Source organism: Streptomyces sp. NPDC097981 (genome assembly GCF_040302565.1).
Classification (GTDB): domain Bacteria; phylum Actinomycetota; class Actinomycetes; order Streptomycetales; family Streptomycetaceae; genus Streptomyces.
This window is the reverse complement of the sequence record NZ_JBEORW010000020.1, coordinates 47913-62622: the sequence shown is the minus strand read 5'-3', so window position 1 is coordinate 62622 and position 14710 is coordinate 47913. Positions and strand designations below refer to the sequence as shown.

Below are 14710 nucleotides of genomic sequence, written 5' to 3'. Positions count from 1 at the left end.
CGGGGGTTCTCGCGTTCGCACGCCGGACGCATGAAAAAGCGGGCTCCCGAACTGGTCGGGAGCCCGCTCGGCAGACGAGCCGGCCTGTACGCCGGGTTCTGTCTCCCGGTGACCTCGCGGTCGCCGGGGAGACGGCCATCCATCTAGGACCGGCGTTGCCGCCGGCCTCGTGCGGTCTACCCGCGAACTCGGGCGGGCAGCCCTCAAGCGTTCGCGCAGAGCCGTCCGAAGACGGCTCCTCTTGACCTTGCTCCAGGTGGGGTTTACCTAGCCGCCTGGGTCACCCCAGGCGCTGGTGGTCTCTTACACCACCGTTTCACCCTTACCGAGGGCCGAAGCCCCCGGCGGTCTGTTTTCTGTGGCACTGTCCCGCGGGTCACCCCGGGTGGGCGTTACCCACCACCCTGCCCTGTGGAGCCCGGACGTTCCTCGGCGGGATCCGGGGATCCCGACGCGGCCGTCCGGCCGACTCGTCTGCCGTGGCGACCATGTTACCGGCTGTGCCGTCACGGCTTGACCTTGACGCAGCGGCGGGGTCTCCACCGGACGCCCTGCGGATCGCAGGCCGAGCCCGTCTCCCCGCGGACCGGGCGCGGGTCCGGTGGCGCGGGGCGGTACGGCGGGAGCCTTACCCTGGCTCGGGGGCCGCACCCCCTGCGACGTGTCGTACCGAAGGAGAACCACCGTGCTCGTGCTGCTGCCGCCGTCCGAGGGAAAGGCCGCCGGCGGCTCCGGCGCGCCCCTGGAGCCGCAGGCGCTGTCGCTGCCGGGACTGGCCGAGGCGCGGGCGGCCGTGCTGGAGGAACTGGTCGAGCTGTGCGCGGGGGACGAGGTGAAGGCCCGCGAGGTGCTCGGCCTGAGCGAGGGGCTGCGCGCCGAGGTGGCGAAGAACGCCGGGCTGCGGTCCGCGGCGGCCCGGCCGGCCGGGGAGGTCTACACCGGCGTCCTGTACGACGCGCTGGGCCTCGCGGACCTTCCGGCGGCGGCGCGGGATCTGGCGCAGCGGTCCCTTCTGGTGTTCTCGGGCCTGTGGGGAGCGGTGCGGGTGACGGACCGGATCCCCTCGTACCGCTGCTCGATGGGGGTGAAGCTGCCGGCGCTGGGCGCCCTGGGCGCGTACTGGCGGGAGCCGATGGCCGCGGTGATGCCCGCGGCCGCGGGGGAGGGGCTGGTGCTGGACCTGCGGTCCTCGGCGTACGCCTCGGCCTGGAAGCCCAAGGGCGAGGTGGCGGGCCGCACGGCGACGGTGCGGGTGCTGCACTCGCAGGTCGTGGACGGCGTGGAGAAGCGGTCGGTGGTGAGCCACTTCAACAAGGCGACGAAGGGGCGGCTGGTGCGGGAGCTGCTGGTGGCGGGCGCCGTGCCGCAGACCCCGGCGGAGCTGGTCACGGCGCTGCGCGACCTCGGCCACACGGTGGAGGCCGAGGCCCCGGCGAAGCCGGCCAAGGCCTGGTCCCTCGACGTGGTGGTCACCCGGATCCACTGACCGCCGCCGGTCCCTGGCCCCGGCCCGCTGCGCGGAGCCTCGCCCCTCCCCGCGCCCGTCCACCGTTCCCCGGGGCCCCGCCCCCGCAGCGGACCGCCGGGGTCAGCGGCTCAGGGGCCAGGCCGCTGAAGGGGTCCGGTCGGACGCGACCGCGTACGTGGCGCAGGCGTCCGTCAGCGTTTCCAGGAGCGTGAGGGGATCCGGGAGTGCGTGCTCCAAGCCCCGGATCCAGCTGACCGACAGGTCACCCGGCAGGGCCGCCGGCGGCACCAGCACGTAGCTGCCCCGGCAGTGCCAGCGCAGCCCCGGGTGCTCGTCCATCGTCTCCGGGTGGCAGTCCAGCTCGCACGGCCACCACTCGTCCTCGTCCTCGGGGGTGCCGCGCGTCGCCGTGAAGAAGAGCATCCGGGCCTGGTCGCCCGTACCGCCCGATTCCGCGACCGGGCCGACCTCGACTCCCGCCGCCAGCAGGCGGGCCAGGGCGCTCGCACCGGCTTCGAGCGGGACGTCCAGCACGTCGTGGACCATGCCCGTCGCGGTGATGAAGTTCGCCTGCGGCTGGTTGCGTGCCCAGCGTTCGATCTGCGCCCGGTCGGTCGTCGACTGCGTCTGCCAGGCGAAGGAGAGGGGGTGCCGCGCGGGAGTGGGGCAGCCGATCCGGTCGCACGAACATCGGTAGCCGGCGGGATGGGCGGCGGGGGCGAGCGGCAGGCCTGCGGCGGCCGCGGCCAGCAGAAGGGCCTCGCGTGCACGCTCGGGATCTTCGGGGGAGGGTTTGGGCCGCCGGCGCAGCCATTGGGAAATCCTGCTCTGCTCGCCGCGTTTGACGCGGCCGGACTCAGACCCCATCTATCCCCTCACCTCACCGTTTCCCCGGCAGACCCTCACATCGTCCCACCATCCTGCGGTCCGGGTGACCGCACTGCCCCGGCGAGGGGTGGGGGAGGGGCGCACGGAGCGCACGAAACGGCAGGCACAATGCCGTCACATACCGGTTGAATTCGGCCAATTAACCCCGGCCGGCCGCCCTCCGGTCACTTCCCGGTGAAATTCGCCACCCCGCCCAGCACCCGGTCCACCAGCGCGTCCGTATGGGCATGCGTCAGCGGGGCCGTCCGCAGCAGCCAGCGGTACGTCAAAGGCCCGAGCAGCATCTCCACCATCAGGCGCAGATCCACGTCGTCCGCGAGCTGACCGGCCTCCCGGGCTGCCCGCAACCGCGCCTCGTACAGGGCGAACTGCGGCTCCAGCAGCTGCTCGGTGAAGCGGGCGCCGAGCTCGGGGTCGGTCGCCGCGGCGGCGGTCAGGGCGCGTGCGGAGGCGTCGTACTTCTCGTCGCCGAACTCGTCCACCGTCGCCCGCAGCACCAGCTTGAGGTCCGCCGCGAGGTCCCCGGTGTCCGGGAAGCCGGTCCAGCCGCCCTCGGTCCGCGCGTCCCCGGCGAGCGAGAGCGAGGCGTCCAGCAGGACCGCGGCCTTCGAAGGCCACCAGCGGTAGATCGTCTGCTTGCCGACGCCCGCGCGGGCGGCGATGGCCTCGATGGTCAGCTTGTTGTAGCCGACCTCGCCGACCAGCGCGAGCGCCGCGTCGAGGATGGCCCGGCGGGAGCGGTCGCTGCGGCGGGCGGGGTCGGGGGCTTTCCCGTCAGGGGCTTTGCTGCTCATTCGGACAAATTATCAATGCGGCATGTCTCGTCTTCGTGTCATTCCGTAAACCACCCGGTCAGTTCACTGCGCGGTCTCCCGTCGAGGAGAGACGATTCTCTCCACCATCTCCGTCAGTCGTGAGGAGCCTTCTTTGCGCAGAGACGCCACACCCCGGCGCTACCTGATGTGCCCACCCGCACACTTCAAGGTCACGTACTCCATCAACCCGTGGATGGACCCCACGAAACCGGTGGACCTGCCCCTCGCACACGCCCAGTGGGAAGACCTCCGGGACCGCTACCGCTCGCTCGGCCACACCGTCGAGACGCTCGTACCGGACCCCGAGCTGCCCGACATGGTCTTCGCCGCGAACGGCGCCCTCGTCGTCGACGGCCGGGTGCTCGGCGCCCGGTTCGCCTACCCGGAGCGCGCCGCCGAGGCCGAGATCCACCTCGAATGGTTCCGCTCGCACGGCTTCCAGGACGTCCACGAGCCGTCCCACGTCAACGAGGGGGAGGGTGACTTCGCCGTCACGGCCACCTACATCCTGGCCGGGCGGGGCTTCCGCTCCAGCCCGCTCTCGCACGACGAGGCCCAGGAGTTCTTCGGCCGCCCGGTCATCGGCCTGGACCTGGTGGACCCGCGGTACTACCACCTCGACACGGCGCTCTGCGTGCTCGACGGCGACGAGGTGATGTACTACCCGCCCGCCTTCTCGCCCGGCAGCCGGGCCGTGCTGCGGCGGCTGTTCCCCGACGCGCTGATCGCCGGCGCCGAGGACGCGGCCGCCCTCGGCCTGAACGCGGTCTCCGACGGCCGGCACGTCCTGCTCCCGCAGGCGGCGGCCGGGCTGTTCGACCCCCTGCGGGACCGGGGCTTCGAGCCGGTCCCGATGGACCTGGGCGAGCTGCTCAAGGGCGGCGGCAGCGTGAAGTGCTGCACCCAGGAGCTGCGGATGTAGCGGCTACTGAGTGGCCGGCGGCCACTCCTGGCCCCAGTCGGCGTCCCGCGCCGCCTTGTACAGGTCACCGTGGCGCTTGGTCACGTTGACCCGGGTCAGGCCCTCGCCCTCGGGACCGCACAGGTCCAGCAGGACGAGCCCCTTCCGGATCTGCGGCCTCCGCGTGATCCGGGAGGGGGCCGGCTCCACCGGGAAACGGGTCGCGGCCACGTAGCTGAACTTCTCGTCCTCGTACGGGAGGGACCCGCCCTTGACCTTCCGGTGCAGGGAGGACCGGCTGACCCGCGCCGAGAAGTGGCACCAGTCCTGCCCGACCTCGATCGGGCAGGTGCCGTCGTGCGGGCACGGGGCGGCGACCTTCAGCCCCGCCCCGATCAGCTGGTCGCGGGCCTCGCGGATGCGCAGGTACCCCTCGGGCGTGCCCGGCTCGATCAGCACCACGGCCTGCCCGGCGCGGGCCGCCTCGGCGACCACGGCCCGGCGGGCCTCCGGCGTCAGCTCGCCGAGGACGTACGACACGGTCACCAGGTCCGCCGCGGGGAGGGTCAGCCCGGACCCGATGACGGCCCGGCGCCACTCGGCGGCGCGCAGCACCTCCGAACCGGAGGACGCCGCGAGTTCCCGGCCGAGGGCCAGCGCCGGCTCCGCCCAGTCCAGGACCGTGGTCCCGCGCGGGCCGTCCCAGGTCGCGTCCACCGCCCAGGTCGCCGAGCCCGTGCCGCCGCCCACGTCCACGTGGGAGCCCGGGGACCACTGCGGGGCGGCCTCGGCGAGGGCGCCCAGGGCGGACCGTACGGCCTCGAAAGTGGCCGGCATCCGGTACGCCGCGTACGCCGCCACGTCGGAGCGGTCGCGCAGGATGGGCGCGTCGGTCGGCGTCCGGCCGCGGTAGCTGGCGATCAGCCGCTCGACGGCGGCCGCGGCCTGCTTCGGCGGGAGCCCGTCGAGCAGCCCGCCCAGCGCGGACCGGAGGGTTTCGGCGGTGGTGGGGACGGAGGCGGAAGCGGAGGCGTTCACCTGGGAAGTTTACGGCGCCCGGGGCGCCCCGGACGCCGTGCTCCCGCCCCCGCCGCCCGGCTCACGCCCACGGAGCCGTCCGGCTTCAGACGGCCGCGTCCCGGTTCTGCCACGGCCGGCACATCCCGGCGAAGCAGCCGGCCGCCAGCAGCGAGCACACCAGCTGGACCACCGCCATCGGCACCGCCGTGTCCTCGCCCGCGATCCCGACCAGCGGCGAGGCGATCGCCCCGACCAGGAAGGACGAGGTGCCCAGCAGCGCCGACGCCGATCCGGCCGCGTGCGGGGTGCGCATCAGCGCCAGCGCGTTGGTGTTCGGCAGGACCAGGCCCATCGCCGACATCAGCACGAACAGCGCGGCGGCGATCGGGACCAGCCCGACCTCCCCGAACACCCCGCAGGACATGAGCAGCAGCGCCACCGAGGCGGCCGTGATGACGGCGATCCCGCCCGCCAGCACCTTGTCCAGGCGGACCCGGCCGACCAGCAGCTTGCCGTTGACCTGCCCGGCGGCGATCAGGCCGACGGAGTTGAGGCCGAACAGCAGGCTGAAGGCCTGCGGCGAGGCCCCGTAGATCTTCTGCACCACGAAGGGCGAGGCCGAGATGTACGAGAAGAGCGTGGCGAAGGCGAAGCCGCCGGCCAGGGTGTACCCGGCGAAGACGCGGTCGGCGAGCAGCCCGCGCATGGTCCGCAGTGCGGAGCCCACGCCGCCGGTCTGGCGCTGCTCGGGCGGCAGCGTCTCGCCGAGGCTGCGCCAGACGACGAGGGTGAGCACGGCGCCGACGCCGGTGAGGACGACGAACACCCCGCGCCAGTCGGCGAAGCGGAGGATCTGGCCGCCGATGAGCGGGGCGATGATCGGGGCCGTGCCGGAGATGAGCATCAGCGTGGAGAAGAACCGGGCCATCTCGACGCCGTCGTACAGGTCGCGTACGACGGCCCGCGCGATGACGATCGCCGCCGATCCGGCCAGGCCCTGGAGCAGGCGGAAGCCGATCAGCAGCTCGGCGGTCGGAGCGAGGGCGCAGATCGCGGTGGCGAGGACGTAGACGGCCATGCCGGTGAGCAGGGGCCGGCGGCGGCCCCACTTGTCGCTCATCGGGCCGATGACGAGCTGGCCCAGCGCCATGCCGGCGAGGCAGGCGGTGAGGGTGAGCTGGATCGTGGCGGCCGGGCTGTCCAGGGCGCCGGTGACCTGCGGCAGGGCCGGCAGGTACATGTCCATGGACAGCGGGGGGAGGGCGCTGAGCCCGCCGAGTATGAATGTGACGAGCAGTCCGGTACGGCGTGCGGACGTGAGCGGGGCGGACGCGGTCTGCGGTGCGGAGGGCGTCTCGGGCGACGGCTCGTGCGAGGGGGCCGTCGCGGGGCCTCTCTCCGACATGCGGAACTCCAGTCTTTTCGTCGTCTTTTCACACCCCCGACCGGCCCATGCTCTCAGCTATCGGAACGTCCGTGGACCGATGCGGCATGTGACGTACCCTGCGGCCCCATGAGCGCAAGTGGGAAGAAGATCGCCGTCGTGACCGGTGCGGGCTCCGGCATCGGCCGCTCCGTCGCCCTCGCCCTGGCCGCCGCCGGCTGGTCGGTGGCCGTGGCCGGCCGCCGGACCGGACCACTGGAGGAGACGGCGCACGCGGCCGGGCCCGGCGCGGACGTGCTGTGCGTACGGGCGGACGTGAGCGACCCGGACGACGTGGCCGCGCTGTTCGGCGCGGTGCGGGAGCGCCACGGGCGCCTCGACGTCCTCTTCAACAACGCCGGCACCTTCGGCCCGGGCGGCATCCCGCTGGAGGACATCTCGTACGAGGCCTGGCGCCAAGTGGTGGACGTCAACCTGACCGGGGCCTTCCTGTGCGCGCAAGCGGCCTTCCGGCAGATGAAGGCACAGGACCCGCAGGGCGGCCGGATCATCAACAACGGCTCCATCTCCGCGCACGTGCCGCGGCCGAACTCGATCGCCTACACCGCGACCAAGCACGCGATGACGGGCCTGACCAAGTCGCTCTCGCTGGACGGGCGGCCGTACCGCATCGCCTGCGGGCAGATCGACATCGGCAACGCGGCCACCGAGATGACCGGGCGGATGCAGACCGGGATCCTCCAGGCGAACGGACAGCTGGCCGTGGAGCCGGTGATGGACGCCGCCGACGTGGCCCGCACGGTGCTGCACATGGCGGAGCTGCCGCTGGAGGCGAACGTGCAGTTCGCGACGGTGATGGCGACGACGATGCCGTACATCGGGCGCGGCTGACCCCCTGGCCGGGGCCGGACGGATACGGGCGGCGGCCGAGGCCCGGGGATCGCCCCGGGGCTTCGCCACGGACCCGCCGGGGAGCCTGCCGGAGCCGCGGGAATGCGGGCGCCTGGCCGGGAGTTGGGATGATCATGACTGACGTGCTGCGTTACACCGCCTTCTCGGACGACCCGGCCGGGGGCAATCCCGCCGGGGTCGTACTCGATGCGACCGGGCTGGACGAGGCCGAAATGCTCCGGATCGCGGCCGATCTGGGCTACAGCGAGACGGCTTTCCTCACCGAGCCGCCGGAGGACCTCGGCGGGGAGCCCGGACGGGCCTTCACCCTGCGGTTCTTCAGCCCGAAGGCGGAGGTGTCCTTCTGCGGGCACGCCACCGTGGCCGCCTCCGTGGCGCTGGCGGAGCGGATCGGTCCGGGCGAGCTCGTGTTCGCGACCCCGGCGGGCACGGTGCCCGTTTCCGTCACCGCGTCCGAGGAGGGCCTGCGGGCCGTCCTGACCAGCGTCGAGCCGCACGTCGAGGACGTCGACCCGGCCGACCTCGCCGAGGCGCTGGCCGCGCTGGACTGGCCCGAGGCCGAGCTGGACCCGGCATTCCCGCCGAGGATCGCCTTCGCCGGGAACCGCCACCTGGTGCTCGGCGCCGCCACCCGGGCCCGGCTCGCGGACCTCGCGTACGACTTCCCCCGGCTGGAGGCGCTGATGCACCGGCTGGAACTGACCACGGTCCAGCTGGTGCACCGTGCGGGCCCGGCGCTGTTCGACGTACGGGACCCGTTCCCGGTCGGCGGCGTCGTCGAGGACCCCGCCACCGGTGCCGCCGCGGCCGCCTTCGGGGCGTACGCGCGCGAGCTCGGCCTGGTCCCGGCGGACGCCGTGCTCACCCTCCACCAGGGCGAGGACATGGGCCGCCCCGGCGTCCTGACGGTGGAGCTGCGGGCCGGCGACCCGCGGGTGCGGGTGGGCGGCCGCGGGGTGCGGATCGGATGAGCCACGGCCTGCCGGCGGCGGCATCCGCCTCCCGGGACGGGGCCCCGGCGGCCCGCACGGCCCGGCGACCCGCCCGGACGGGCCGGGGACCCGCGCGGGACCCGGCGCCGGCTCGCGCCGGGGACCCGCGGCACGGAGAGGGGGCCCGCACGTGACGACGGTGCTGACGTACGAGGAGGACGGGCTCCCGGCCGGGCTCGCCGCGCAGGTCGCGGCCCTGGAGGCGCAGGCCTGGCCCGGCGCCCGCGCCGGGCACGACCCCGCCCTCGCACCCCGGGTGATGCTGCTGGTGGACGCGGCGGGGACGGTGGCCGCCTCGCTGGCGCTGCTCCACAAGCCGGTCCGGCACGCGGGGCGCACGTACCGCGCGGCCGGGCTCAGCGCGGTGGTGACCCGGGCCGGCCTGCGGGGCCGCGGGTACGGCGGCCGCCTGGTGGCGGCGGCCCGTGCGGCGCTGGCCGCCGACCCGGCCGTGGACCTGGTCCTGTTCAGCTGCGACCGGCCGCTCGTCCCGTTCTACGAGGCGGCCGGCTTCACCCGGCTGCCCGGGGCCGTCCTGGTCGGCGGGACGCCCGAGGAGCCGCTGGCCACGGACGCGCCCGGTTTCGACAAGGAGGTCCTGGCCGACTTCCCCGGCGCGGGCGTCGATGCCGCGGCGTTCGCGGGCGCGCGGATCGCCCTGTACCCGGGGCTCGTCGACCGCCTCTGGTGACCCGGGCGTGAGCCCCGGACATGCGGAAGGGGCCCGGATCGGGATGATCCGGGCCCCTCGCGCATGCCGGCACTGCCTTACGAGCCGCTCTCGGTCTCCGCGGAGACGCCCGCCGCCAAGGACGCCGGGGCGGCCGGGGCGGCCTGGGCGGCTGCGGGGGCCGCCGCACGGCCGAACTTCTGCACCCCGAGGAAGAGGAGCAGGGTCGGGACCAGGTACAGCAGCCACACGACGGCCTGGAGCCAGGTCGGGTCCGGCTGGAAGTTGAACGTGCCCTTCAGCAGGGTCCCGTACCAGCTGTCCGGCGGGATGGCCGCGGTGACGTCGAAGGCCTTGTTCGTGAGGCCGGGCAGGAACTCGGCCTCCTGGAGGTCGTGGACGCCGTACGCGAGCACGCCCGCGGCGACCACGACCAGCATGCCGCCGGTCCACGTGAAGAACCTGGACAGGTTGATCTTCAGCGCGCCGCGGTAGAACAGCCAGCCCAGCAGGACCGACGACCCGATGCCGAGCAGGACGCCCGCCAGCGGACCCGCGCCGTCACCGGCCGCGTGGACCGACCGCCACACGAACAGCGAGGTCTCCAGGCCCTCCCGGCCGACGGCCAGGAACGCCGTCGTCACCAGGGCGCCCGTGCCCATCGCGAGGGCCGCGTCGAGCTTGCCGTGCAGCTCGGTCTTCAGATGCCGCGCGGTGCGCTTCATCCAGAAGACCATCCACGTCACCAGGCCCACCGAGACGATCGACAGGCTGCCGCCGATCGCCTCCTGCGCCTGGAACGTCAGCTCCGAGGTGCCGAATTCGAGCGCCGCGCCGAAGGCCAGGCTGAGCGCGGCGGCGAGGCCGACGCCGAGCCACAGCGGTCCCAGCTTGTCCTTGTTCCCGGTCTTCACCAGGTACGCGATGAGGATGCAGACGACCAGGCTGGCCTCAAGCCCCTCGCGCAGGCCGATCAGATAGTTGCTGAACACGTCGGTTCCTTTCCTTGCCGCGGAACTACGCGAACAGCTCCCGGCCCCACCAGTCGTCCTTGTCACGGACGCCCGGCGGGACGGCGAAGACGGCCGAACCCACGTGCTGGATGTACTCGTTCAGCGCGTCGTTCTTGGACAGGTTGCGCTGGAGCGGGATGAAGCCCTTGCGGACGTCCCGCTGGTAGGCGAGGAAGAACAGGCCCGCGTCGAGGCGGCCCAGTCCGTCCGTGCCGTCCGTGAAGGAGTAGCCGCGGCGCAGGATGGTGACGCCGTTGTTGCTGTCGGGGTGCGCCAGGCGGACGTGCGCCTCCGGCTTCATCGCCTTCAGGAACGGCTCGTCGCGCTCCTTGGACTTGCCGACGGGCGCGCCCTCGGCCTTGTCCCGGCCGAAGATGTCCTCCTGCTCCTGGAGCGGAGTGCGGTCCCAGGTCTCGATGTGCATCCGGATCCGGCGGGCGACCAGGTATGAGCCGCCGGCCATCCACGCCGAGGCGTCCTTGGCCTCGTCGGAGACCCACACGTGCTTGTCGAGGCGGGCGGTGTCGGTGCCGGAGATGTTCCGGGTGCCGTCCTTGAAGCCCATCATGTTGCGCGGGGTCTGCTCGTCCGGGGTGGTGGACGAGGTCTTGCCGAAGCCGAGCTGCGACCAGCGCACCGCCGTCTTGCCGAAGCCGATGCGGGCGAGCTGGCGGATCGCGTGCACGGCGACCTGCGGGTCGTCCGCGCAGGCCTGCACGCAGAGGTCGCCGCCGCTCTTGGCCGCGTCCAGGTTGTCGCCGGGGAACTGCTCCAGGTCGACGAGGGCCTCGGGGCGCCTGCCGTCCAGGCCGAACCGGTCCTTGGCGAACAGCGAGGGGCCGAAGCCGATCGTCAGCGTCAGCCGGGACGGCTTGAGGCCGAGGGCCTCACCGGTGTCGTCCGGCGGGGCCTCGGGGAGGCCGCCGACCGCGCCCTCGCCGACGGGGAGTCCGGCGGTCATCCGCTCGGCGGCCCGCGTCCAGTCCTTGAGGAGCTGGACCAGCTCCGCGCGGTCCTTCGTCTTCACGTCGAAGGCGGCGAAGTGCAGCCGGTCCTGGACGGCGGTGGCGATGCCGGCCTGGTGCTTGCCGTGGAAGGGCACCGCGGAGCCGCTGAGCGCGGCCGGAACGGCGTCCGAGGCGCTGGTCATCGCGGCGACCGTGCCGCCCGCCGCGGCGGCGCCGAGCGCGAGCCCGGCACCGCCCCAGCCGAGCACGGAGCGGCGGGACGGACCGCCGGCGGCGGACTCGACGGCCTCGGTGGCCTCGCCGGTGGTGATGGTGTCTTCAGACATGTCCGATACCCCTGATACGCGTTACTTGGCTACGGCGGCGGCGAGCTTGGACAGCGGCTCACCGAGGGCGCTGACGGCGTCCGAGAGCTCCTTGCGCTGGTCCTGGCCGACCGTGTCGTACGACGCGAACTCGTAGGTGTTCTTGTCGGCGCGGTACTTGTCGAGCAGCGTGCCCATCGCGGCGAACTGCTTGTCCAGCTCCGCGGACAGCGTCGGGTTGTTCTTCGCGGCGACCGGCTTGAGCAGCTCGTACGCCTTCTGGGCGCCCTCGACGTTGGCCTTGAAGTCGACCAGGTCGGTGTGGCTGTAGCGCTCTTCCTCACCGGTGACCTTGCCGCTGGCGACCTCGTCCAGCAGCTCCTTGGCACCGTTGGCCATCGAGGTGGGGGTGATCTCGGCCTCGCCGACCTTCTTCTGCCAGCCGGCCAGGTCGGTCATCAGCTGGTCGGCGAACTTCTTCTCGTCGTCGCCGATCTTGTTGTCGGCGAACAGGGCCTTCTCCAGGCGGTGCCAGCCGGTCCAGTCCTTCGCCGGGTCCTGGCCGGCCTCCAGGCCGTCCTCGCGGACGTCGACCTTCGGGTCGATGTCGCCGAAGGACTCGGCGACCGGCTCGGTGCGCTCCCAGCCGATGCGGGAGGCGGCGTACGCCTTCTTGGCGGCCTCGACGTCGCCGGCCTTGACCGCGTCCGCGAAGGCCTGCGCCTTGGGGAGGGTCTCGTCGGCCTGCGCCTGCACGTACTTGCGGTACTCGGCGACCGCGGCGTCCAGCTCGGGGCTGCGCTTCTCGCCGCCGCCGTTGCCCGTGGCCTTGACCTTCTGGCGGATGCCGTCACCCTTCATGCCGGGCTTGCAGGCGACCTCGTAGTCGCCCGCCTTGAGCTCGGCGGTGATGGTGGCCTTGGTGCCGGCGCCGATGTTCTCGCGCTCGGCGGCGATCCGGCCGTCCGGGAAGTAGAGGTAGACCTCGGTGACCTTCGAGCCCTTGTTCTCGACCTCGAAGTTCGCCTTGCCCGCCGGGAACTCCGTCTTGGAGAGCTCGCACGCGCTGTCGGAGGCGGCGACCTTGATGGCCCCGTCGCCCGAGCCGCTCTTCTCGGCGCAGCCGGTCACGGCGGTGAGCGCGACCACGGCGGCGGCCGCGGTGAGGACGGTGAGGCGGGCGGGACGCATGCGGGCTCCTGGCTGTCTGGCGTTCGGCAGACGGCCGCCCTGATCACGACGGGCGGCCGGTGAGGCGGACCTAACTTAACCGAGGCTTACCTGACCCATATCCGCGCGTCCAGTGATTCAGCACACATCTACGCCTCCCGGACACGGGGCCGTCACGGCACCTTCAGGCAAACCCCATGGAATGGTCAAGCGGAGGTCAAGTCGATGTGACCTTTCCGTACTGCGGAACGGCCGTCGTCCCGTACGGGGACCACAAGCGGAGCCCCGGTGCGCGGATGTGGGAACACCTCGACGGGCTGCCGGTAGACCCGGCTCAGCAGCTCGTCCCCGAACGCCTCGGCCGGCGGCCCGTCCACCGCGATCCGCCCCTCGTGCAGTACGGCGGCCCGGTCGGCGTACGCGGCGGCCAGGCCCAGGTCGTGCAGGACGACCACCACCGCGTCCCCGGCCGCGGCCCGTTCCCGGCAGATCCGCAGCACCAGCTCCTGATGGCGCAGGTCCAGGGCCGCGGTGGGCTCGTCGAGCAGCAGCAGCGGGGCCTGCTGGGCCAGGACGCGGGCCAGCGCGACCCGGGCCCGCTCGCCGCCGGAGAGCGCGGAGAAGGGGCGGGCGGCGAAGCCGGCCACCTCCGCCCGGGCCATGGCGGCGGCTACCGCCTGCTCGTCCGCGTCGGCGAGCGGGGTGCCGGCCCAGGGGGCGCGGCCCATCCGTACGACGTCCCCCACCGGGAAGGGGAAGGACATCGCCGCCGACTGGGGGAGCACGGACCGGCGCAGGGCCAGATCCCGGGCCGCCCAGTCGCCCACCGGGCGCCCGTCGATCCGTACGACGCCCCCGGTGGCGGGCAGATCGGCCGCGAGGGCGGCCAGCAGGGTGGATTTGCCCGCGCCGTTCGGGCCGGCCAGGGCCAGCACCTCGCCGGCCCTCACTGTCAGGTCGATCCCGGCCAGCACCTCGCGCCCGCCGAGCCGGACGCGGAGGCCGACGGCCTCGGCGAGGGCCGAACCCGGCGCCGGGTGGCCGGGGATGCCGCGCCTGCCGCGCCGGAAGAAGGGGACGCTCACGCCCAGCCTCCCTGCCTGCGGCGGGTGCGGCGCAGCAGCCAGAAGAAGAAGGGGCTGCCGATCAGGGCGGTCAGCACGCCGAGCGGCAGTTCGGCGGGCCGGGCGACGGTCCGGGCGGCCAGATCGCCCCCGAGCAGGACCACGGCTCCGGCGAGCGCGCTGACCGGGACCAGGAAGCGGTGGCCGGGGCCGTTCGCCATGCGCAGCAGGTGCGGGACGAGCAGTCCGACGAAGGTGATGACGCCGGCCACGGCGACGGCGGCCGCGGTGAGCAGCGCGACGACGAGGATGAGCGTGACGCGCAGCCGCTCCACGTCCACGCCGAGGTGGCGGGCGGGCCGCTCGCCCAGCGCGAGAAGGTCCAGCTCGCGGGCGTGGCAGGGGGCGATCAGCAGGCCGGCGAGCGCGCAGGGCAGGACGGCGAGCACCTTGGGCCAGGTGGCCTGGGCGAGGGAGCCGAGTTGCCAGAAGGTGATCTGGTTGACCTGGCCGCTGTCCGCGAAGAAGACGAAGAGGCCGATCAGGGCGCCGGCGAAGGCGTTGACGGCGATGCCCGTGAGGATGAGGGTGACGACCTCGGTCCGGCCGCCGCTGCGCGAGAGGAGATAGACGGAGCCGACGGTGACGAGCCCGGCGGTGAACGCGCAGGCGGTGATGGTCCAGTTGCCGAGGAAACCGAGTCCGAGCCCGATGGCCGCCACCGCGCCGACGGCGGCGCCCGCGGAGATCCCGATGACGCCCGGCTCGGCGAGCGGGTTCCCGAACACCCCCTGCATCAGGGCCCCCGCGCAGCCCAGGCTCGCGCCGACGAGCAGCGCGAGCACGATCCGCGGGAGCCGTACGTTCCACAGCACGCTCTCGCCGACCCGGTCGAGCGGGGCCCCGCCGAGGCCCAGACGGTACGCCGCGGACCCGAGCACGTCCCCGGCGGGGATCGCGTAGGCCCCCGTCCCGGCGGACGCCAGTGCCAGGGCGCCGAGGGCGAGAACCAGCGCCGCGACCAGCCAGACGCCGGTCCGGCGGGGCGCCTCGGCCGCCCCGGGCGGTTTCCGCCCGGCAGGCGGCAGCTCGGGGCCGGTTTCCGGCAGCGGGGCGACGCCCGTGTTCCGCGCTGCCACG

General features: G+C 73.5%; 14 protein-coding genes and 1 other RNA gene. 5 read left to right on the top strand and 10 right to left on the bottom strand.

The window, feature by feature from the left end; all coding sequences use genetic code 11:
- Window positions 1–71: 71 nt before the first annotated feature.
- Window positions 72–473: RNase P RNA component class A (rnpB, locus tag ABTY04_RS20470), an RNA gene on the bottom strand.
- Between the two features lie 212 nt (window positions 474–685).
- Here rnpB and yaaA point away from each other — a divergent pair.
- Window positions 686–1486, top strand: a complete 801-nt coding sequence (yaaA, locus tag ABTY04_RS20465; protein WP_352214758.1) for a peroxide stress protein YaaA — start codon at window positions 686–688, stop codon at window positions 1484–1486.
- Between the two features lie 102 nt (window positions 1487–1588).
- Here yaaA and ABTY04_RS20460 read toward each other — a convergent pair whose 3' ends face one another.
- A complete protein-coding gene (locus tag ABTY04_RS20460) occupies window positions 1589–2335 on the bottom strand; it encodes a bifunctional DNA primase/polymerase (protein ID WP_352214757.1) in 747 nt (248 codons plus the stop codon).
- A 185-nt stretch (window positions 2336–2520) separates the two neighbouring features.
- Window positions 2521–3150, bottom strand: coding sequence for a TetR/AcrR family transcriptional regulator (locus ABTY04_RS20455; RefSeq protein WP_352214756.1), 630 nt, complete (start codon window positions 3148–3150; stop codon window positions 2521–2523).
- Window positions 3151–3256: 106 nt separating this feature from the next.
- Here ABTY04_RS20455 and ddaH point away from each other — a divergent pair, with 106 nt between their 5' ends.
- Complete coding sequence (gene ddaH / locus ABTY04_RS20450) at window positions 3257–4093, top strand: dimethylargininase (protein ID WP_352214832.1); 837 nt, start codon at window positions 3257–3259, stop codon at window positions 4091–4093.
- A gap of 3 nt (window positions 4094–4096) precedes the next feature.
- Here the strand turns inward: ddaH and ABTY04_RS20445 are convergent, their stop codons facing one another.
- A complete protein-coding gene (locus tag ABTY04_RS20445; protein ID WP_352214755.1) occupies window positions 4097–5110 on the bottom strand; it encodes a small ribosomal subunit Rsm22 family protein in 1014 nt (337 codons plus the stop codon).
- 85 nt (window positions 5111–5195) lie between these two features.
- Window positions 5196–6497: a multidrug effflux MFS transporter gene (locus ABTY04_RS20440; protein ID WP_352214754.1), complete on the bottom strand. Its 1302-nt coding sequence runs from the start codon at window positions 6495–6497 to the stop codon at window positions 5196–5198.
- Window positions 6498–6605: 108 nt separating this feature from the next.
- Here ABTY04_RS20440 and ABTY04_RS20435 point away from each other — a divergent pair, with 108 nt between their 5' ends.
- From ABTY04_RS20435 to ABTY04_RS20425, 3 genes are all read left to right on the top strand, one after another.
- Complete coding sequence (locus tag ABTY04_RS20435; protein ID WP_352214753.1) at window positions 6606–7367, top strand: SDR family oxidoreductase; 762 nt, start codon at window positions 6606–6608, stop codon at window positions 7365–7367.
- A gap of 134 nt (window positions 7368–7501) precedes the next feature.
- A complete protein-coding gene (locus ABTY04_RS20430) occupies window positions 7502–8359 on the top strand; it encodes a PhzF family phenazine biosynthesis protein (protein ID WP_352214752.1) in 858 nt (285 codons plus the stop codon).
- 151 nt (window positions 8360–8510) lie between these two features.
- Window positions 8511–9071 carry a GNAT family N-acetyltransferase gene (locus ABTY04_RS20425; protein WP_352214751.1) on the top strand — a complete coding sequence of 187 codons (561 nt, stop codon included), beginning with the start codon at window positions 8511–8513 and terminating at the stop codon, window positions 9069–9071.
- A gap of 77 nt (window positions 9072–9148) precedes the next feature.
- Here ABTY04_RS20425 and efeU read toward each other — a convergent pair whose 3' ends face one another.
- From efeU to ABTY04_RS20400, 5 genes are all read right to left on the bottom strand, one after another.
- Window positions 9149–10042, bottom strand: a complete 894-nt coding sequence (efeU, locus tag ABTY04_RS20420) for an iron uptake transporter permease EfeU (protein WP_352214750.1) — start codon at window positions 10040–10042, stop codon at window positions 9149–9151.
- A gap of 25 nt (window positions 10043–10067) precedes the next feature.
- Complete coding sequence (gene efeB / locus ABTY04_RS20415; protein ID WP_352214749.1) at window positions 10068–11357, bottom strand: iron uptake transporter deferrochelatase/peroxidase subunit; 1290 nt, start codon at window positions 11355–11357, stop codon at window positions 10068–10070.
- A 21-nt stretch (window positions 11358–11378) separates the two neighbouring features.
- Entirely contained in the window at window positions 11379–12527 is a 1149-nt protein-coding gene (gene efeO / locus ABTY04_RS20410) for an iron uptake system protein EfeO (protein ID WP_352214748.1), read from the bottom strand.
- 185 nt (window positions 12528–12712) lie between these two features.
- Window positions 12713–13555, bottom strand: coding sequence for a heme ABC transporter ATP-binding protein (locus ABTY04_RS20405; protein ID WP_352214831.1), 843 nt, complete (start codon window positions 13553–13555; stop codon window positions 12713–12715).
- A gap of 32 nt (window positions 13556–13587) precedes the next feature.
- Window positions 13588–14709, bottom strand: a complete 1122-nt coding sequence (locus ABTY04_RS20400) for a FecCD family ABC transporter permease (protein ID WP_502996680.1) — start codon at window positions 14707–14709, stop codon at window positions 13588–13590.
- Between the last annotated feature and the right edge of the window lies 1 nt (window position 14710).

Bases quoted from the DNA above. Each gene is read 5' to 3' on its own strand.
- ABTY04_RS20460 (WP_352214757.1), bottom strand. From the start codon at position 2,335: ATGGGGTCTGAGTCCGGCCGCGTCAAACGCGGCGAGCAGAGCAGGATT.
- ABTY04_RS20455 (WP_352214756.1), bottom strand. From the start codon at position 3,150: ATGAGCAGCAAAGCCCCTGACGGGAAAGCCCCCGACCCCGCCCGCCGC.
- ABTY04_RS20440 (WP_352214754.1), bottom strand. From the start codon at position 6,497: ATGTCGGAGAGAGGCCCCGCGACGGCCCCCTCGCACGAGCCGTCGCCC.
- ABTY04_RS20435 (WP_352214753.1), top strand. From the start codon at position 6,606: ATGAGCGCAAGTGGGAAGAAGATCGCCGTCGTGACCGGTGCGGGCTCC.
- ABTY04_RS20430 (WP_352214752.1), top strand. From the start codon at position 7,502: ATGACTGACGTGCTGCGTTACACCGCCTTCTCGGACGACCCGGCCGGG.
- efeB (WP_352214749.1), bottom strand. From the start codon at position 11,357: ATGTCTGAAGACACCATCACCACCGGCGAGGCCACCGAGGCCGTCGAG.
- efeO (WP_352214748.1), bottom strand. From the start codon at position 12,527: ATGCGTCCCGCCCGCCTCACCGTCCTCACCGCGGCCGCCGCCGTGGTC.